This window comes from Enterococcus sp. AZ141, assembly GCF_051714385.1.
Taxonomy (GTDB): Bacteria; Bacillota; Bacilli; order Lactobacillales; family Enterococcaceae; genus Enterococcus_D; species Enterococcus_D entomosocium.
Map to the genome: position 1 here is coordinate 2,726,482 of NZ_JBIORT010000001.1, position 19,012 is coordinate 2,745,493.

The window sequence follows — 19,012 nt, forward strand, 5'->3', positions numbered from 1 at the left end:
GATGGAGAATTTTTTTAGTATTTTAGGTGGCATGGGAACGTTAGCGACGGAAAGTTTTGTCCGTATTTTAAACCGACGGACACAGACCCATAAAGACCAAGATTACTTGAACTATGTTTTATTCAATCATGCCACAGTCCCAGATCGGACGGCATATATTTTAGACAACACGTTAGAAAACCCTGTTCCATATTTAATGGACGACATCGAAAAACAAAATTTGTTAAAGCCTAATTTTATTGTGTTGACTTGTAACACAGCGCATTATTTTTTTGATGAGTTGCAAGCTGCTACTGAGATCGAGATTTTGCATATGCCTCGTGAGGCAGCGAAAGTCGTTTTAGAAAAAGGCGTCACTGGAAAAGTGGCCTTTCTTGGGACAGAAGGCAGTGTCAAAGCCGGCATCTATGAGAAAGAATTGCGCCAGTTGGGACTTGATGTCTATCTCCCAGAGCCAGCGATCCAAAAAAAGGTCAATACATTGATCTATGATCGAATCAAAGAAAATGATCATCTGGATCAAGAACTTTACTTTGAGATACTGGAAGAAGTCACCGAACGCATCGGCTGTGAAAGCGTAGTACTTGGATGTACCGAGTTATCCTTGATGGATGAATTTGTGACTGACAATCCTTATCCAGTCGTGGATGCCCAATCCATTTTAGTTGATCGGACGATTGAAAAAGCATTGGCAAATCGCCAAGCAATCTAAAGCTGATAGCGACGTTAGCGGCATTTTTTGAGCTAACGTCTTTTTTTATGCCGGTGTTCCAATGATACGCCCGGCATGATATAATAGAGTTGTTTCAGAAAGGAGTTTTACCTATGACTGAAGTGGATCATTTAGAATTGGTCATTATTACTGGGATGAGCGGAGCCGGCAAAACGGTCGCGATCCAGAGTTTTGAAGATATGGGGTACTTTTGTATCGACAATATGCCCCCAAGCTTGATCCCTAAATTTTGGGAACTGATCAAAGAATCAGGAAAAGTGACAAAAATTGCCTTAGTTGTCGATCTGCGTTCAAGATCGTTTTTTGAAGAAATCCAAAGTATGCTGATCGATATTGAAAACACGAATTTTATCGACACACGGATGCTCTTTTTAGATGCATCGGACAATGAATTGGTGTCAAGATACAAGGAAACGAGAAGAGCACATCCACTAGCGATGGATGGCTTAGTTACGGAAGGCATTCGCAAAGAGCGAGCGATCTTAAACGATTTGAAGACGCGTGCCAGTATTGTTATCGACACAACGACGTTGACCCCACGGCAACTGAGAGAAAAAATCAATCAAGAATTTCGTGCTTCTCATGAGACAGGGTTTCGTATTGAAATACTTTCGTTTGGCTTCAAGTATGGCTTGCCGATCGATGCTGATATCGTGATGGATGTTCGTTTCTTACCGAATCCCCATTACATTCCAGAGTTGCGTCCTTTAACGGGTAAAGATGAACCCGTGTATGATTACGTCATGTCTTTTCCAGAAACGGAAGAATTCTATCAGCAATTTAGTACACTGTTGCAAACGATCATGCCAGGCTATGTCAAGGAAGGCAAAAGCAGCTTGACGGTGGCTATCGGCTGTACTGGGGGTCAACACCGTTCGGTTGCATTATCGGAGCGCATCGGGGCGGTTTTGGCAGAAGACTATCGCGTCAATATTACTCATCGCGACAAAGATAAGCGCAAAGAGACGGTGAATCGTTCATGAAAATGAAAACGTACCGGATCAGAAAGCCGAAGATCGTTGTGGTAGGTGGCGGAACTGGGTTACCAGTCATCCTGAAGAGCTTGCGGAATCAAGGTGTAGACATCACAGCGATCGTTACGGTCGCTGATGATGGCGGTAGCAGCGGCGAGATCCGCAATTTGGTTTCCTCTATTTCACCACCGGGGGATCTGCGCAATGTTCTGGCGGCTCTATCTGATATGCCGCAATTGTATAATGATATTTTTCAATACCGTTTTAAAGCGGAAGACAAATTTTTAGCCAATCATGCCCTTGGGAACTTGATTATTGCGGCGATTGCTGAAATGCGTAGCAGTACCTATGAAGCCATTCAAATTTTGTCGAAAATCATGCATATCGATGGACGAGTATATCCTTCCTCAGATCTGCCATTGGTGTTGCACGCTATTTTTAAAGACGGCACCGAAGCGGTAGGAGAGTCCAAAATCGCGGTTGATCGCAAAACGATCGAACGGGTCTTTGTTCGTAATCAAGAAAATAATGATGAGCCGAAAGCAGCTCGTAAAGTTGTTTCATCAATTATGGAGGCAGATATGATCGTCTTGGGTCCTGGTAGTCTCTTTACTAGTATTTTGCCCAATCTCATGATCAGCGAGATCGGTCAAGCAATGTTGGAAACACAAGCTGAAACGGTTTATATTTGTAATATCATGACCCAAAAAGGTGAAACCGAACACTTTAGTGATGCCGACCATGTGAGAGTCTTGCATAAGCATTTAGGCAAACCCTTTATTGATACGGTGTTAGTCAACACCGAGAAAGTTCCAGAAGGATATATGGACCCAGAGATTTATGATGAATATCTTGTACAAGTGAAACACGATTTCCAAGGACTGCGAGAAGAAGCCAGCCGTGTCATTTCAGCTGACTTTCTGGAGCTTAGAGATGGCGGAGTTTTTCATGACGGAGATAAAGTGATTGAAGAACTTCTACGTATCGTTTACGGGGCCAAAATCTAAGAAAGGAGGGATTTTTTTATGTCCTTTGCAGCAGAAGTAAAAAAAGAATTGACTGCATTAGAAGTTCATCGCGAACATGCCAAGGCAGAACTGGCAGCTTTGATTCGGATGAATGGGTCATTAAGTATCAACAACCAGCAATTTGTTTTAAACGTTCAAACAGAAAACGCGGCGATTGCCAGACGCATCTACTCTTTACTAAAAGATCATTACGACGTGCGCAGCGAGTTGCTGGTCCGTCGCAAAATGAAATTAAAAAAGAACAACGTCTACATCGTTCGTTTGAAGCAAGAGACAAAGCGCGTGCTTTTGGACTTAGATATCATGGACGGGCTGATGTTTCAAAGCCATGTTTCTGATGAGATCATGGGCAATACTCAAAAAATGCGTTCCTATTTACGAGGGGCTTTCATGGCATCAGGATCGATCAACAATCCAGAAACTAGCCGCTATCACTTAGAGATTTATTCCATCTACGAGGAGCATAACCAAGATATTTGCGATATGCTAAACGCATATGGTTTGAATGCCCGTGCATTAGAACGTAGAAATGGGTATATTTCTTACTTGAAAGGCGCTGAGAAAATCGCTGATTTTTTGACTCTGATCGGCGCCACCAATTCCATGTTGAAATTCGAGGACGTGCGGATCGTGCGAGACATGCGTAACTCAGTCAACCGTTTGGTGAATTGTGAAACCGCCAATATGAACAAAACGATCGATGCTGCTTCGAAGCAGATCGACAATATCGAGTTTATTCAAGATCGAGTTGGCTTGCAAGCTCTACCTGAAAAGCTGCAAGAAATCGCCGAATTACGTTTGGAACATCCCGAGGTCAGCTTGAAAGAGCTAGGAGAAATGATTCCATCAGGAGCGATCTCGAAATCAGGGATCAATCATCGCATTCGAAAAATCAACGAATTTGCCGATCATCTTCGTGAACAAGTCAGCTAGTCGAATGGAATAAAAATGAATCAAAAGAGCAGGAGCAGATTTGACGTGGATGTTCGCGTCAAATCTGCTCCTGCTCTTTTATTTGTGGTTACTCATTGATCAATGCAGTTAATTCCTCAGCAGTGATCGATTCATCAAAAATGTGCCCATCTAAGATAATCGTTGGCACAAATTGAATGTTGGCGTTTTTCGCTTCTTCCACAATTTCTCCGGCGATCGCAGGATGATTTTGTTCAGATAGCCCTAAGGTATTTTTCGCATATTCTGCCACTTCATTTAAAGATAAATGACCCCATTCGTCTTGTGTTTGATAAATTTTTGTAATCTCAGCGATCGTTGCCTGAGGATCTGTACTGGAAACAAACCGATGCATCACATTGCCTCGTTGCAATGATTCTTTTTCTTTGTCGAATAATTTGATGACACGGCGTAGTTTCCCAGCTGTGACAGCTTCACTTAAGGTCGGTAACGATTCCTCAAACCATTGCCGACAATAAGGACAACGCAAATTCATAAATTCGACGATCGGTTTAGCGGAAGGGTCTCCGATATGTATCCCTGTTACCGCATTTGTTTCTTGTGCTTTGATGATTGAAATATCCATTAAGATTCCTCCTTTTTCTTTTAGTTTACCGAAGTTTCTACTGAAAGAAAAGCCTCAGGTCTTTTGATCCGAGTCTGTGAAATGAGGAGGGAAATTAGCTAAATACTATGTATTTCGTTTCACGAAATAAAGAAAATTACCCAGCCGGTGCTTTTATATTCCTTGATTTTCAGCTATAATGAATTGTGTTTTATTGTGCAAAATGATGATTAAAGGAAGTTATATAGATGAGAAAAAGAAAAACAATGGATGGCAATACGGCAGCTGCCTATATTTCCTATGCCTTTACGGAACTTGCGGCGATCTATCCGATAACCCCTAGTTCCACCATGGCTGAATTAGTGGATCAGTGGTCTGCTCAGGGAAAGCATAATCTTTTTGGGCAGCCGGTGAAAGTGGTTGAAATGCAATCTGAAGCAGGGGCGGCGGGTGTGGTTCACGGCTCATTAAAAACCGGCGCCTTAACGACGACCTATACGGCATCTCAGGGACTTTTGTTAATGGTACCAAATATGTACAAGATTGCTGGGGAAATGCTGCCAGGCGTCTTTCATGTCGCCAGCCGAGCAGTAACAACCAATGCCTTGAATATTTTCGGAGATCATACCGACGTAATGGCCACTCGACAAACAGGCTTTGCTATGCTAGCGGAAAGCAGTGTTCAAGAAGTAATGGATTTAGCGCCAGTCGCTCATTTAGCAGCAATTGAAGCCAACATTCCATTTTTAAACTTTTTTGATGGTTTCCGAACCAGTCACGAGATTCAAAAAATCGAGGTGCTGGACTATGAAGAACTCGCACAACTGGTTAATCATGAAAAGTTGGCTGCTTTTCGTCAAAAAGCGATGAATCCGAATCACCCAACAACGAGTGGGACGAATCAAAATCCTGATATCCATTTTCAACAGCGGGAAACGATCAATCAGCACTATCAAACATTGCCTGAGATCGTTCGTTTTTACATGAAGAAAATCAATGCTTTAAGAGGAACCAACTATGATTTAGTGGATTATTATGGTGCTGCGGACGCCGAAGAAGTTATCGTTTCGATGGGGTCCTCAACGCAAACGATCCAGCAAACGGTGGATCATTTGTGCGCTTCTGGACGCAAGGTGGGAGTCTTGTCGATCCATCTGTATCGACCATTCCCATTAGAAGTCTTCTTAGAAAAAATGCCTGCTACCGTCAAAAGTATCGCTGTATTGGATCGCAGCAAAGAACCTGGTGCCAACGGAGAGTCTTTGCTTTTGGATGTGCAAAGTGCCATGTATGATGCAGCGATTCGGCCGACGATCATTGGTGGACGCTATGGTCTTGGGTCAAAAGATGTGACGCCTGATCAAATCGTTGCCGTTTATGACGAATTGATTAAGCCGAAAGCGAGCCAAAAGAAACGCTTCACCATTGGGATCACGGATGATGTGACACAATTGTCGTTGCCATCAAAAGGCACGCTAGATCTAACTGATCCATCCACCTTCCAAGCGAAATTCTGGGGATTCGGCTCTGATGGGACCGTTGGGGCGAATAAGTCAGCAATCAAAATCATCGGTGACCATACCGAAAAATATGTGCAAGGCTATTTCCACTATGATTCGAAAAAATCTGGTGGTCTAACGGTTTCCCATCTGCGATTTGGGGATACCCCCATTCGTTCTACCTATCTGATCGAACACGCGGATTTCGTTGCATGTCATACGCCTGCGTATTTGCATACGTATGATTTGCTGAAAGGACTCAAAAAAGGCGGAACCTTTTTATTAAATACGACCTGGTCACAAGAGCAAATTTTAAATAATCTACCGAAGAAGATGAAACGTTATCTTGCTGAAAACGAGATCCGCTTTTATACCATCAACGCCATGCAGTTGGCAATGGAAGTTGGCTTAGGTGGGCGGATCAATACCGCGATGGAAACAGCCTTCTTTTACTTGGCAAACATCATTCCGACCGAGGAAATCTTGCCGATTTTAAAAGAAGAGGCGCTGAAAAGTTATCGGCACAAATCGATGGCGATCGTTGAAAAGAACCAAGCAGCCATTGATCGCACCATCGAATTATTACAAGAAATCCCTGTTCCAAGCGAGTGGGCAACAATCGAAGTGCCGGAAAGGACATCCACTGCTATGACACAATTTGTGCGGGAAATTGTGGAACCCATCAACCGTCAAGAAGGCAATCAACTATCCGTCGGCACCCTCGTAAGGAACCAAATGACTGAAGGGGTGATCCCTGTCGGGACAACAGCGGTTGAGAAGCGGGGCATCGCTGTTGAAGTGCCCGAGTGGCTATCAGATCGCTGTACCATGTGCAATGAGTGTGCCTTCGTCTGTCCTCATGCGGCGATCCGCCCGTTTTTGGCAGATGAAGATGAATTAACCGAAGCACCGGAAGGCTTTATCGTCAGAGAGATGCGAGGAGCGAACGGCCAAAAATATCGAATTCAAGTTTCCGTTGAAGATTGTACAGGTTGCGGCCTTTGTGTGGAGGCATGTCCCGCCAAAGGGAAAGCCTTGACGATGCGTCCTTACGAAGAACAAAAAGAGCAAGCTTTAAATTGGGCTTTTGCGATGACTTTACGCCAAAAGGAAAATCCAGCAAAACCAGGAACTGTTTTGGGCTCCCAATTCAATAAGCCCTTATTGGAGTTCTCTGGTGCTTGTGCGGGCTGTGGAGAAACCCCTTATGTCAAACTTCTGACCCAAATGTTTGGTGATCGCATGATGATCGCCAATGCGACCGGCTGCTCTTCGATTTGGGGTGGAACCTCACCAGTATCCCCTTATACAACCAATCACTTAGGACAGGGTCCAGCTTGGTCAAACTCGCTGTTTGAAGACAATGCCGAATATGGCTATGGCATGTTCTTAGCCAACCAAACCCGACGGGAGAAATTAGCAGCCCAGTTGCAGTCATTGAAAGCCGCTGTATCAGAAGAATTGCAGGCTTTGATTGATGATTGGGACCTTCATCGAGAAGAAAGTGCTGGGACACAGCAGCGAGCAGCAAAATTGATCGCCGCCTTAGAAGCTGAGGCTTCCACGACACCTCAGCTGAACAAAATCCTGCAGGAAAAAGATTTGTTTGTTAAGCCAAGCCAATGGATGATAGGTGGCGATGGCTGGGCATATGATATTGGGTTTGGCGGTATCGATCATGTTCTCGCTTCTGGTGCAGATGTCAATATTCTTGTGTTAGATAATGAAGTTTATTCCAATACGGGGGGGCAAGTCTCCAAAGCGACACCAACTTCGGCTATTGCTAAATTCGCTGCTAGTGGCAAGTTTGTTTCCAAAAAAGATTTAGGAATGATGGCGATGACCTACGGACATGTCTACGTCGCACAAATCGCATCTGGTGCTAATCAAATGCAAACGATCAAAGCCTTTGAAGAAGCCGAGCGGTTCCCGGGACCGTCAATCATCATTGCCTATACGCCATGTATCACTCACGGTCTTGCTGGCGGAATGCGTCAATCCTTGAAAGAAGCGCAAGAAGCAGTTGCATCAGGGTATTGGAGTCTCTACCGCTATAACCCGCTGTTGGCAGAAAATGGGAAACAGCCAATGACGCTCGATTTCAAAAAGCCAGCATTTGATCAAATGCCTGCCTTTATGCAGACCCAAGTCCGATTTGCTTCCTTGCAGTCTGCCAATCCCAATGCGGCGCAAGCCTTGTTTGAAAAAACCGTTTCAGATGCGAAAACTCGTTTCTATAACTATGCCCGCTTAGCAGGTCAAGAAGAAAAAATTCGAGCAAAGCTTGAAAAAAATGTAAGTACTGATACAGAACAACCAATGGCAGTAAAAACGGAGCGTGTGCGAAGAGAAAAACAGCCGTTAAGCGAAGAACAGCTCGCTGAAAGAGCAGCACAGCGTGCAGCGCGCGCAAAACGTCGTCAGCAAGAATAATCGCTAGCTGAGGAACGACCATGGAAAAACGCTTTATCACGTTTTTTCAGGGTCGTTTGTTGTTTTTCCTATGAAATGCGTGCAAGAAGCTCTTTTAGATGAAATCTTCTAAGACCTTTGACAAACAATGATTTCATGATAATGGTAAACTAAATAAAAGAGCTGTTTATTTTTTCAAAACTTTTTCATAAATTTGTTTTTTTTCAAATCTTTGAAGAGGTCCTATGTTATACTATTATCTGAAGTCTTAAGAATAAAGGAAGGCTGTTTATGTTGATAAATTTCAGGGATTTTTTTAATTTAGATTATTGGAGAGAATTGCTCTCATTTGATATATTTTCTTGGTCTTTTTTAGTAAATGTTTTAGATGTGATCGTTGTTTGGTACTTGGTTTATAAGCTTATCCAGCTTGTGCGAGGGACAAAAGCGATCCAGTTGTTCAAAGGAGTCGGACTGTTCATTGTTCTAAGGTTTTTGGCTGGTATCGTAGGATTAAAGACGCTATCTTGGTTGATGGATCAAGTCATTACTTATGGGGTGATCGCCGCAATTGTTATTTTCCAACCAGAAATTCGACGAGGGCTAGAGCATCTTGGACGCAGCTCCTTCTTCAAGACTTCTAAAAACGAAAAACGGCGGGATGAAGTTTTGGTCCAAGCATTGGACAAAGCTGTTCAATATATGGCAAAACGAAAGATCGGTGCATTGATCACGATCGAGCGGACGACTGGTTTAGAAGAATACATCGAAACTGGGATTCCCTTAGATGCGGATGTGACGGGCGAACTACTGATCAATATTTTTATTCCTAATACACCGCTGCATGATGGTGCAGTCATTTTAAGAGATGATAAGATCGCTGTTGCTAGTGCCTACTTGCCATTGTCAGAAAGTCCACTGATTCCGAAAGAATTCGGGACACGTCATAGAGCAGCTGTTGGGATATCAGAAGTCAGTGACGCATTGACCATTATCGTCTCAGAAGAAACCGGCGACGTTAGTATTACGCTAAATAATCGCATGTTGACTGAACTTTCTCGCCAAGAGTATCTCGACGTGTTGAATCGCGAATTAGTTCCGGAAGAAAAACCTGGCAAACGCAACTTGCTGCAATCTTTCTTTGAAGGGGTCAACAAAGGAGGAAGAAAATGATCAAGAAAGAGCGTCGTCAAAACGTATTTTATGGTATACTAGCGCTGTTCTTTAGTCTGGTTTTGTTTTTCATCGCCAGCGGATCAAGCCTGCAAGTCAATCTTGCGGGAACATCAAATCCTTATGAGGAAGAGATCGAAAATGTACCGATTCAGACCACCTACGACACGGATGAATACTTCATCCAAGGATTTGAAACAACAGTGGATGTGACTTTATCTAGTCGAAATCGTGTACAATTGAATGCAGAACGTAGTGAGGAAACACGGAGCTTTCGAGTCGTAGCTGATTTGACTGGGCTCGATGAAGGAACCCATGAGGTCCCTTTAGAAGTAAAAAATCTTAGTTCAAGCGTCACAGCTGAAATCGAACCAAAAACAGTCACTGTGACGATCGAGAAAAAAGTGACCCAAACGTTTACCGTTGAACCCGTCATTTCGACTGACGGAGCAACCAGTGGTTACGGCGTCGATTCAATGAGTGTCGATCCGCAGGAAGTAGAAATCACAACTGGCGATCAAACATTAGCTGAAATCGACCGAGTGGTAGCGATCGTAAATCCAGATGATATCACTGGGGATTCGATCACTGTCAATGGAACCATCGAAGCCTGGGATAGCGACAACAATCCATTAGCGATCATCGCGGATCCTGATTCGGTAGATGTTGCATTGGCGATGGAGGCTCCAAGCAAAGAAATTGAATTGTTTGTTACACAACAAGGGACAACTCCAGACGGGATCTCCCATTACATTTATCGCATGAGCAGTATCAGTGCCGTTCTGACAGGACCACAAAGTATCTTGGATGAAACCCAACAGATCGGTGTGCCGGTGGACGTTAGTGAGATCACGACAACGACGGAACGGACAGTAACCATTCCAGTGCCTGAGGGGACAACAATCAATCCAACGGTCGTGACGATCCAAATCACACCGGTTGCAGAAGCTACTACGGAGAATCAATCAAACAATGATAGCAATGAAGCAGTGAATAGTGAGAATTCTCAAGACAACTCTTCAACAGTCGACACGACGAACGAACAAACAGAGAATTCCGCAAGCAGCACGACGACAAGTAGTTCTTAGTCGTTTGACTGTAGAGAATGAATAAGAGAGGTTATTAAAATGGGAAAATATTTTGGTACTGATGGTGTTAGAGGAGAAGCTAACAAGGAATTGACGCCTGAGTTAGCATTTAAATTGGGGCGTTACGGCGGCTATGTACTAAGTCAACATGAAACCGGGGACCGTCGTCCTCGCGTATTGGTTGGGCGAGACACACGAATTTCTGGACAAATGCTAGAAAGCGCATTGATTGCTGGTTTGTTATCCGTTGGGATCGAGGTATTTCAATTAGGCGTTATTTCCACACCAGGAGTGGCATACTTGACGAAAGTACAAAAAGCAAGCGCAGGTGTGATGATCTCTGCCTCTCACAATCCTGCACAAGACAATGGGATCAAGTTCTTCGGAAATGATGGCTTTAAATTAGTCGATGAACAAGAAGCTGAAATTGAAGCATTACTTGATGCGCCGGAAGATACACTTCCTCGACCTTCTGCCGATGGCTTAGGAACGGTGGATGAGTTCCCAGAAGGGTTATTGAAATACTCTCAATTTCTACGTCAAACGATTCCTGACGATTTAGAAGGGATCACGGTTTGTGTCGATGCAGCAAATGGCGCAACAGCTACAAGCGTTAATCGTTTGTTTGCCGATCTAGAAACAGAATTCTTCACAATGGGAACTTCCCCAGATGGGTTGAACATCAATGATGGTGTTGGTTCGACTCACCCCGAAACATTAGCCGAATTCGTCGTTGAAAAAGGGGCCGATGCTGGTCTTGCATTTGATGGAGATGGCGATCGGGTCATCGCAGTTGATGAACTAGGAAATATCGTTGATGGCGATAAGATCATGTATATCTGTGCAAAATATTTAGCAGAACAAAAACGCTTGAACCAAGGAACGATCGTTACAACAGTCATGAGCAATTTAGGGTTCCACAAAGCAGTGGAAGCAATTGGTCTGAAAGATGTGATCACACAAGTCGGTGACCGTTATGTCGTAGAAGAAATGCGTAAAAACGATTATAATTTCGGTGGCGAGCAATCAGGGCATATGATTTTCTTGGATTTCAATACGACAGGTGACGGTTTACTATCAGGAATTCAACTATTGAATATCATGAAACAAACGGGCAAGAAACTGTCGGAATTAGCAGGAGAGGTAACGATCTATCCACAAAAACTTGTCAACATTCGAGTGACAGATAAAAATGGTGCGATGGATGTTCCAGCTATCCGTAAAATCGTGGAAGAGACAGAAGCAGAAATGAACGGCGAAGGCCGTATCTTGGTTCGTCCTTCAGGAACAGAACCATTGCTTCGGGTGATGGCAGAAGCACCAACCATTGAAAAAGTCGATTACTATGTTGAAAAAATCGCAGCGGTCGTTCGAGAAGAAATCGGTGCGGAATAAATGAAGAAGTAAGACGATCAAAAATATTCTTTGGTCGTCTTTTTTGTCTACTTACCAGCAAGAAGCCAACTTGCGAACTAGAGAAACTTGTCAACGAATTTGTCGACAACGCTTAAAAGGGAACACGCCGTGGGCAAGCCTTGCGAAGTATAGTTGCTTTTAAAAGTCTTTTCGGATTTGTTGGGCAGAAAACAAGAAAAAAGAACCCCTATGAACGATCGAGTCATCGAACGAGGAGTTCTTTTTATTAAACAGAAGATAACCAATTCGGTTTCAGTTTTTTTAAAAACTATTCAACGGTAACGGATTTTGCTAAGTTTCTTGGTTTATCAACATCGAATCCGCGTTGTAAAGTGGCAAAGTAAGCCAGCAGCTGTGTTGGAACGACTGCCACTAAGCTGGTTACCAATGGATGAACATTTGGCAAAATGATTTGATCAGTCGCTTTTGCTAACTCTTGACTAACGATCACAAGGGTGTGAGCCCCACGAGATTCGACTTCTTTCAAATTGCCTCGCGTATGAGAGCCAGTCACTTCTTCCGTGATCACACCGATCACTGGTGTACCTTCTTCGATCAACGCGATGGTGCCGTGTTTTAATTCACCAGCCGCAAAGCCTTCCGCTTGGATATAAGAAATTTCTTTTAATTTCAATGCCGCTTCCATTGATACATAGTAATCATTCCCACGACCAATGTAAAATGCATTACGGGTTTCGGAAAGAAAATCTTCAGCAAATTGACTGATAACAGCTTTTTCATCCACTAAAGCCTCCATTGCAGAAGCAACGATGCTTAGTTCATGGAACACGTCAAAATCCAATGCTTCAGGGACAGCTTTTTCATCACCAATGGCTTTTGCTAATAAGGTCATGACAGCGATCTGTCCGGTATATGCTTTTGTAGAGGCAACGGCGATTTCTGGACCAGCATGAAGCAATAAGGTATGGTTCGCTTCTCGAGAAAGAGTAGAACCAGCAACATTGGTAATCGTGAGACTAGGAAGACCTAACTGGTTGATCGTCACTAATACTTGACGGCTATCTGCCGTTTCACCACTTTGTGATAAGAACAAGAAGAAGGGTTTTGCTGACAACAATGGCATGTTGTAGCCAAACTCACTAGATAAGTGAACCTCAACAGGGATCTGTGTTAGCTTTTCTAAAATGGATTTTGCTGCCCAACCAGCATGATTACTGGTACCACATGCGATGATGTAGATTCGATCGCTAGCTAAAAGTTCGTTTTTTAACGCTGGATCGATTACTACTTCACCGGATTCTCCTTGATATTCTTGGATCAAGCGGCGCATCACGGTTGGTTGATCATCGATTTCTTTTAACATGTAGTAAGGGTACGTTCCTTTTTCGATGTCAGTCAGATCTAGTTGTGCTTCATAAGATTCACGGTACACAAGGTTTCCTTTTGGATCTTCGATTTCGATCGCATCGGCTGTTACGGTCGCCATTTCGCCATCTTCGATCTCAACAAAATGAGTCGTTTGATCGAGCATTGCTAAGGCATCGCTGCAAATGACATTAAATCCATCTCCCAAACCGATCAATAAGGGACTTTTATTTTTAGCAACATAAATGGTTTCTGGATCTTTTTTTTCTACTAAAGCAAAGGCATAAGAGCCGCGAATCAAGGACAAAGCTTTTTTAAAGGCCGCTTTGGTCGTGCTGTTGTCTTGCTCTTTCAACACTTCAATCAAATGAACAACGATTTCGGTATCTGTTTGACCTTCAAACTGGTGGTTGCTTAAATATTCTTGATGAAGCTCTTCAAAGTTTTCGATCACACCATTATGAACCAAAACGAGTGCTTGGTTTGCCGAAGTGTGAGGATGAGCATTCATTTCTGATGGCTTGCCATGGGTCGCCCAACGGGTATGTCCGATACCGATCGTTCCTGTTACTTCAGAAGTCACTTTTTCTTCCAAGTTTTTGATTCTTCCTTGGGCTTTCACTAAATGATCCGAAGTCCGATCAGCGACATAAAGGCCTGCTGAGTCATAGCCCCGATACTCTAAGCGTTCCAATCCGTTTAAAATAATTCGTTCTGCATTTGATTTTCCTACGATTCCTACAATTCCACACATAATGATAATCCTACTTTCAAAAAATTTAGTTTGGCATTATGTATTTCTATCTGCGCAGCAAGTCTTTGTCATCATCTTACGATGAGATTTGTTCTTGCCTGTAGAGTGCAGTCCCTAGAGTCATCCGCCGAATGTTTCGATAAACTCTTTCCTCGTCATCTGTTTCCAGATCAGGCGCTATCCATATTGGTCTATCTATCCTCCTTGTGAAATATTTTATAGAAATACAAGCAATATCATAATATTTATTCCTGTTTCTGTCAACTGTAAGTTATATGAAAATAATTGGTATAGTTATTGGTAAGGTTGATTTGAACCAGTCTAAAGGGAATCAAAATAGCTGACATAGCTTTGTCGAATAAGATTCCCAAGAAATTTCCTCATAAAGCTATGCTTTTTTTTTTAAGTTCGCTACAATAAAAAAGTAAGAAAGTGAGGGAATGAAATGCCAGAATTTGTAAATTGTATGACTTTTTCAGAGCTAAAGAAAATAGTAGCTGCGATAGAAAAAGATCCTAATGTCACAGATGAAACAAAGGTCATGTTGGATACGGGCTGGGACAGCTTGCAAGAAATTTTACCCGGATCAGTCACCGTGGAAACCGCGCAAACATTCAAAGTCCAGGATGAACTAACAAAGGAATTTTTTGGCGGCTACGTCTTAGCTGAAAAAAGCGAGAAATTTGATGCGGTTGGAGACGAAGAAGCAGTGATCGTCATCAAAAATCTATACTAAATTATGGGAAAGGTGAAAAGTTAGGTGGGAAAATGAATAAAAGAAGATGGATCGCAGCGGCGATCGCAGCAGGGTTATTTATCTGCTCGGGGGTTTTTTCAGTAATCACAAATCGTCCAGAGCAAGAGGAAACTCAAACGCTGCAAGGTTTAAATGCTTTGTTCTACGGAAGTAATGCGATCGAAGAGACAACGTTAGTTGCCGGAGATCAAGACAATCGCATTGTTCGCTTATCTTTAGAAGGAACGATCGCCAGCAGCTCCAGTGGTGGCTTATTCACAACAGAATCTTATGATCATCAGCGATTTTTAGAAGAACTACGGATGATCCAAGAAGATCCAACTATTGGGGGCATCTTGATGGAAGTCAATACCCCAGGAGGCGGCGTCTATGAAAGTGCCGAGATTGCTCGTGAATTAGCAAAAATCAAAGAGTTAGGGATTCCGATGTATGTCAGTATGAAAAACATGGCAGCCAGTGGCGGTTATTATATTTCGGCAGGTGCTGATAAAATTTTCGCAACGGATGAAACGATTACCGGTTCGATCGGAGTGATCATGTCGGGGCTCAACTATGCCGGCTTATTCGAAAAGCTAGGGATCGAAGACAATACGTATAAAAGTGGTGCACTAAAAGATGTAGGTTCAGCAACGAGAGAGCCAACAGAAGCCGATAAAGAAGTCTTGCAGACCTATGTCGACAATGCTTATGGTCGGTTCGTTAAAATTGTGGCTGAAGGACGCGGCATGACAGAAGAAGCCGTTAGAAAGATCGCTGATGGCCGCATCTATGATGGTCAGCAAGCAGTGTCTGTTGGCTTAGTGGATGAAATCGGTTTTCCTGAAGATACATTAGCAGCAATGCAAGCAGATCTAGGCTTGGAAGATGCAGAGATTTTCAGCTATGACGTTTCATCTACTGGATTTGCTTCTACTTGGTTAGGTTCAAGTTTAGCCGAACTGCAAGGACTAAAAGAATCAAATACAGAACGAGTGATCCAATTGATGGAAAGCCTAGGAACAAGCGATGCCCCTAAACCTCTTTATTACTATGGAGGTGAATAACTATGACAGAGAAAAACAAGTATTCCGCTGCCGCATCGTCAACGGATGACAATCACACAAGTACATCAATCGATCAAAGGGAACAGCGCGAAACCTCCACACCGTCAACCGGTCATACGGATGTACGAACTGAAGCGCAGGTTTCAGAAACAGCCGAACCAGTAAACGCCAGCAAAGCGATGAAGAACGCACAAGTAAACCATCCCGATGATTTTTATCAACAAGTCTTGACGTCTTTTCAAGAAGAAGAGTATAACCAAAGTGAAATCGAAGAAAGACAAAAAGCGTGGCAGCATTTTGAAGAACCTGAAAAACAGACCGAAGACAAACGGTTCTTTAATGACTTTCCTAGCTACTTTTTTGCCGGTTTTTGGATACGTCTGTTTGCTTTTTTAGTGGATCTTCTAGTGATCCGGGCAATCACGCAAATAGCGATCGGCAGTATCTATAATCTAGCGAATCTAACGGCAACTAACCAGCGGTTTGGACTTTACAACGTCTGTGCCTTAGCGATCTATCTGGGCTATTTTGTTCTGATGACGAAGCTGAATCATGGCCAAACAATTGGGAAAATGCTCTTTGGCATCCGCGTTATTTCTTTTGTAGAAGAAGAACTCAGTTGGCAAACGGTCTTGATCCGCGAACTTTGCGGGCGCTATGTGCTGCAATTCAATGTTTTCTTTTATCTCGGTTATTTACCAATCGTCTTTAATAAAAATAAGCAGCAGGCTGCGGATTATTTTGCAGAAACAAGTGTGGTAACCATCAATTTGATCAAGGCCTTTAATAAACAGGTGGATGCCAATCACGTAATGATTGGTGCACAAAACTAACTAGCAGATCAAGCAATTAGTAAAGGAGGGGTCGTGAATGGGTGAGACGATTGATTTCCCGGGACCAAATGAGCGGCTTCGTCTGGCGGCAGAAAAAGCCTACCAGTCAAAAGAGTTTTTGCAGGCTTTTCGTTTGTACAATGAACTTTATCAAAAAAACGCCAGTTTTGAGATCAATCAATGGCTCGTGGAATGCTTGCAACAGCTGAATGATTTTGCCAAAGCGTTAGATCTTGCGGAAGACTATCTAGATGATTATTTGAAACAAACTGATGGTTTTTTACAAATTGGTCATCTGCTGATCTTGGATGGTCAATACTTAAAAACTCGGCGCTGGCTTACATTAGGTCAGAAAACAAAAATTCCAAAACGCTATCAGGAACAGTTGGCTAGTGAACTAGCTAAAGTAGAAGAAGTACAACAAATTTTAGGATTGGAAGATTTTCATGGGAAACGCAAGCATTTACGCGCATTAGATGAAGCCAATCAACCGGTGAGTGCAACAGAGTGGCACGTTTTTACCCAAGCAATTACCAAATCACAATTTATCTCGCTGATGCATGACACGTTGGCTTCCATCAAAAATCCGTATTTGCTACCTAAATTAGTGGATGAGCTCGTGCGTCTTGAAGTGGACGAACCTTTTGACCTAATCGATTACCTTGGGAATATGCAGCAAATCGTTCCGAAAGAATTGAAACTTTTACAGGAGGATGACGCTGTTAAAGCGATCCATAAAGCGATCGAAGAAACGATCGCCCAAGAGGACCCGATTTTAGCGGAAAGTGTCTCAGCAGAAATCGATGATCATTTAGCGATAAGTTACCCGTTTTTACCGGCAAAAGAAGAGGCAAGCGCATGGGTGGCAAGCTACATTGAAGATTATCGCGGGTTATTTGAAGAAAAAGAACAGCCAAAAGCAGACAATGAAATAGAAGAACGCAAACGACACTTGCGTAATATCCTACGTTTGAGCATTCGCTGAAAGAAAAATTCGCAACTTTCATGGTAAAATGTTTACAATTAAACAACGTTAGTGTACTATTTAAAGGTATGCATGAAGCTATTTCATATGTAAATCAATTAATATTCGGAGGGAAATAAATGACTGCAAAATGGGAAAAAACAGGCACCAATGATGGTGTTTTGACATTTACGATCGCTCAAGCGGAAATCCAAAAAGGCTTGACGACTGCATTCAATAAAGTGAAAGGCAATCTTAACGTACCTGGCTTCCGTAAAGGGAAAGTTTCACGCCAAGTATTTAACCGTATGTACGGCGAAGAAGCGTTGTATGAAGATGCATTGAACGCTGTTCTTCCAGAAGCTTATGAAGCTGCTGTAAAAGAAGCAGGGATCGATCCTGTTTCGCAACCAAAAATCGACGTTGACAGCATGGAAAAAGGTCAAGACTGGGTAATCAAAGCAGAAGTTACTGTAAAACCTGAAGTAAAACTTGGTGATTACAAAGATTTAACTGTTGAAAAACAAGACCGTGAAGTAACAGAAGAAGACGTTGATGCACGCATCAAACGCGAACAAGAAGCACAAGCTGAATTAGTTATCAAAGAAGACGAAGCAGCTGAAAATGGCGACACAGTCGTTATCGACTTTGAAGGCTTCTTAGGAGAAGAAACATTTGAAGGCGGCAAAGGTGAAAACTACTCACTTGAACTTGGCTCAAACTCATTCATCCCTGGTTTTGAAGAACAATTAGTAGGAACAAAAGCTGGCGATAGCAAAGACGTTACCGTGACTTTCCCAGAAGATTATCAAGCAGAAGATTTAGCTGGTAAAGAAGCAGTCTTCAAAGTAACGGTTCACGAAGTAAAAGCAAAAGAACTTCCTGAATTAGATGATGAATTCGCAAAAGACGTTGATGACAGCGTTGAATCATTAGCTGAATTAAAAGAAAAATATCGTGCTGAATTGACTGAAACAAAAGAAAAAGCAGCAGAAGATGCAAAAGATGAAGCTGCGATCCGTCAAGCAGTTGAAAACGCAGAAATCGTTGAATTACCACATTCAATGGTACATGATGAAGTACACCGTTCAATGGATGAGTTCTTGAACAATATGCAACGTCAAGGAATCTCACCAGAAATGTATTATCAATTAACTGGTTCAACTGAAGCAGATCTTCACACACAATTTGAAGGCGAAGCAGAAACACGCGTGAAAACAAACCTTGTCATTGAAGCAATCGCTAAAGAAGAAGGTTTGGAAGCAACAGAAGAAGATATCGAAAAAGAAATCAAAGAACTTTCTGAAGCTTACAATATGCCAGTAGATCAAATCAAACGCGTCTTAACAGAAGACATGTTGAAACATGATATTACAATGAAAAAAGCAGTTGAACTTGTAACAGGTACTGCAAAAGAAGCGTAGGCAAAACTCTAAAAACGGCGAACATCTAGTGGTGTTGGCCGTTTTTTCATGGGAGTAAATAGGGGATATTTC

Annotated in this window: 15 protein-coding genes; 13 read left to right on the plus strand and 2 right to left on the minus strand. The window is 42.7% G+C overall.

Annotation, left to right across the window (positions count from 1 at the left end; genetic code table 11):
- Position 1: 1 nt before the first annotated feature.
- The 4 genes from IGI89_RS12575 to whiA all read left to right on the plus strand — a co-directional run bounded on the left by IGI89_RS12575 (position 2) and on the right by whiA (position 3,668).
- Complete coding sequence (locus tag IGI89_RS12575) at positions 2–712, plus strand: amino acid racemase (protein WP_430600986.1); 711 nt, start codon at positions 2–4, stop codon at positions 710–712.
- A gap of 113 nt (positions 713–825) precedes the next feature.
- Entirely contained in the window at positions 826–1,716 is an 891-nt protein-coding gene (gene rapZ, locus IGI89_RS12580) for an RNase adapter RapZ (RefSeq protein ID WP_005235675.1), read from the plus strand.
- The gene (locus tag IGI89_RS12585; RefSeq protein ID WP_005235677.1) at positions 1,713–2,714 is read left to right on the plus strand and encodes a gluconeogenesis factor YvcK family protein; all 1,002 of its coding nucleotides are present in this window, start codon (positions 1,713–1,715) and stop codon (positions 2,712–2,714) included. Before rapZ ends, IGI89_RS12585 begins: the two co-directional genes overlap by 4 nt.
- An 18-nt stretch (positions 2,715–2,732) precedes the next feature.
- Positions 2,733–3,668, plus strand: a complete 936-nt coding sequence (gene whiA, locus IGI89_RS12590) for a DNA-binding protein WhiA (protein ID WP_005235679.1) — start codon at positions 2,733–2,735, stop codon at positions 3,666–3,668.
- An 88-nt stretch (positions 3,669–3,756) separates the two neighbouring features.
- Here whiA and IGI89_RS12595 read toward each other — a convergent pair whose 3' ends face one another.
- Complete coding sequence (locus IGI89_RS12595; RefSeq protein WP_005235682.1) at positions 3,757–4,272, minus strand: DsbA family protein; 516 nt, start codon at positions 4,270–4,272, stop codon at positions 3,757–3,759.
- Positions 4,273–4,499: 227 nt separating this feature from the next.
- Here IGI89_RS12595 and nifJ point away from each other — a divergent pair, with 227 nt between their 5' ends.
- The 4 genes from nifJ to glmM all read left to right on the plus strand — a co-directional run bounded on the left by nifJ (position 4,500) and on the right by glmM (position 11,818).
- On the plus strand, positions 4,500–8,183 hold the full coding sequence (gene nifJ / locus IGI89_RS12600; protein ID WP_430600985.1) for a pyruvate:ferredoxin (flavodoxin) oxidoreductase: 3,684 nt from the start codon (positions 4,500–4,502) through the stop codon (positions 8,181–8,183).
- A 270-nt stretch (positions 8,184–8,453) separates the two neighbouring features.
- The gene (cdaA, locus tag IGI89_RS12605; RefSeq protein ID WP_005235688.1) at positions 8,454–9,335 is read left to right on the plus strand and encodes a diadenylate cyclase CdaA; all 882 of its coding nucleotides are present in this window, start codon (positions 8,454–8,456) and stop codon (positions 9,333–9,335) included.
- The gene (locus IGI89_RS12610; protein ID WP_315041964.1) at positions 9,332–10,423 is read left to right on the plus strand and encodes a CdaR family protein; all 1,092 of its coding nucleotides are present in this window, start codon (positions 9,332–9,334) and stop codon (positions 10,421–10,423) included. The genes cdaA and IGI89_RS12610 overlap by 4 nt, the downstream gene beginning before the upstream one ends.
- A gap of 39 nt (positions 10,424–10,462) precedes the next feature.
- Positions 10,463–11,818 (plus strand): phosphoglucosamine mutase, encoded by a 1,356-nt coding sequence (glmM, locus tag IGI89_RS12615; protein WP_008382200.1) that lies wholly within the window; start codon positions 10,463–10,465, stop codon positions 11,816–11,818.
- 289 nt (positions 11,819–12,107) lie between these two features.
- Here the strand turns inward: glmM and glmS are convergent, their stop codons facing one another.
- Entirely contained in the window at positions 12,108–13,919 is a 1,812-nt protein-coding gene (gene glmS, locus IGI89_RS12620) for a glutamine--fructose-6-phosphate transaminase (isomerizing) (protein ID WP_430600984.1), read from the minus strand.
- Between the two features lie 445 nt (positions 13,920–14,364).
- Here glmS and IGI89_RS12625 point away from each other — a divergent pair, with 445 nt between their 5' ends.
- The 5 genes from IGI89_RS12625 (at position 14,365) to tig (ending at position 18,940) form a co-directional block, all read left to right on the plus strand.
- Positions 14,365–14,655 carry a hypothetical protein gene (locus tag IGI89_RS12625; RefSeq protein ID WP_005235701.1) on the plus strand — a complete coding sequence of 97 codons (291 nt, stop codon included), beginning with the start codon at positions 14,365–14,367 and terminating at the stop codon, positions 14,653–14,655.
- Between the two features lie 32 nt (positions 14,656–14,687).
- A complete protein-coding gene (sppA, locus tag IGI89_RS12630; protein ID WP_005235703.1) occupies positions 14,688–15,719 on the plus strand; it encodes a signal peptide peptidase SppA in 1,032 nt (343 codons plus the stop codon).
- Between the two features lie 2 nt (positions 15,720–15,721).
- Positions 15,722–16,552 carry an RDD family protein gene (locus IGI89_RS12635; RefSeq protein WP_194188489.1) on the plus strand — a complete coding sequence of 277 codons (831 nt, stop codon included), beginning with the start codon at positions 15,722–15,724 and terminating at the stop codon, positions 16,550–16,552.
- A gap of 37 nt (positions 16,553–16,589) precedes the next feature.
- Positions 16,590–17,537, plus strand: a complete 948-nt coding sequence (locus IGI89_RS12640; RefSeq protein WP_086316178.1) for a hypothetical protein — start codon at positions 16,590–16,592, stop codon at positions 17,535–17,537.
- 119 nt (positions 17,538–17,656) lie between these two features.
- Positions 17,657–18,940: a trigger factor gene (gene tig, locus IGI89_RS12645; RefSeq protein WP_005235710.1), complete on the plus strand. Its 1,284-nt coding sequence runs from the start codon at positions 17,657–17,659 to the stop codon at positions 18,938–18,940.
- Positions 18,941–19,012: the final 72 nt, after the last annotated feature.

What these genes read in the sequence shown, in the direction of transcription:
- IGI89_RS12575 (WP_430600986.1), top strand. Translation starts at nt 2, where the DNA reads ATGGAGAATTTTTTTAGTATTTTAGGTGGCATGGGAACGTTAGCGACG.
- rapZ (WP_005235675.1), top strand. Translation starts at nt 826, where the DNA reads ATGACTGAAGTGGATCATTTAGAATTGGTCATTATTACTGGGATGAGC.
- IGI89_RS12585 (WP_005235677.1), top strand. Translation starts at nt 1,713, where the DNA reads ATGAAAATGAAAACGTACCGGATCAGAAAGCCGAAGATCGTTGTGGTA.
- whiA (WP_005235679.1), top strand. Translation starts at nt 2,733, where the DNA reads ATGTCCTTTGCAGCAGAAGTAAAAAAAGAATTGACTGCATTAGAAGTT.
- IGI89_RS12595 (WP_005235682.1), bottom strand. Translation starts at nt 4,272, where the DNA reads ATGGATATTTCAATCATCAAAGCACAAGAAACAAATGCGGTAACAGGG.
- nifJ (WP_430600985.1), top strand. Translation starts at nt 4,500, where the DNA reads ATGAGAAAAAGAAAAACAATGGATGGCAATACGGCAGCTGCCTATATT.
- cdaA (WP_005235688.1), top strand. Translation starts at nt 8,454, where the DNA reads ATGTTGATAAATTTCAGGGATTTTTTTAATTTAGATTATTGGAGAGAA.
- IGI89_RS12610 (WP_315041964.1), top strand. Translation starts at nt 9,332, where the DNA reads ATGATCAAGAAAGAGCGTCGTCAAAACGTATTTTATGGTATACTAGCG.
- glmM (WP_008382200.1), top strand. Translation starts at nt 10,463, where the DNA reads ATGGGAAAATATTTTGGTACTGATGGTGTTAGAGGAGAAGCTAACAAG.
- glmS (WP_430600984.1), bottom strand. Translation starts at nt 13,919, where the DNA reads ATGTGTGGAATTGTAGGAATCGTAGGAAAATCAAATGCAGAACGAATT.
- IGI89_RS12625 (WP_005235701.1), top strand. Translation starts at nt 14,365, where the DNA reads ATGCCAGAATTTGTAAATTGTATGACTTTTTCAGAGCTAAAGAAAATA.
- sppA (WP_005235703.1), top strand. Translation starts at nt 14,688, where the DNA reads ATGAATAAAAGAAGATGGATCGCAGCGGCGATCGCAGCAGGGTTATTT.
- IGI89_RS12635 (WP_194188489.1), top strand. Translation starts at nt 15,722, where the DNA reads ATGACAGAGAAAAACAAGTATTCCGCTGCCGCATCGTCAACGGATGAC.
- IGI89_RS12640 (WP_086316178.1), top strand. Translation starts at nt 16,590, where the DNA reads ATGGGTGAGACGATTGATTTCCCGGGACCAAATGAGCGGCTTCGTCTG.
- tig (WP_005235710.1), top strand. Translation starts at nt 17,657, where the DNA reads ATGACTGCAAAATGGGAAAAAACAGGCACCAATGATGGTGTTTTGACA.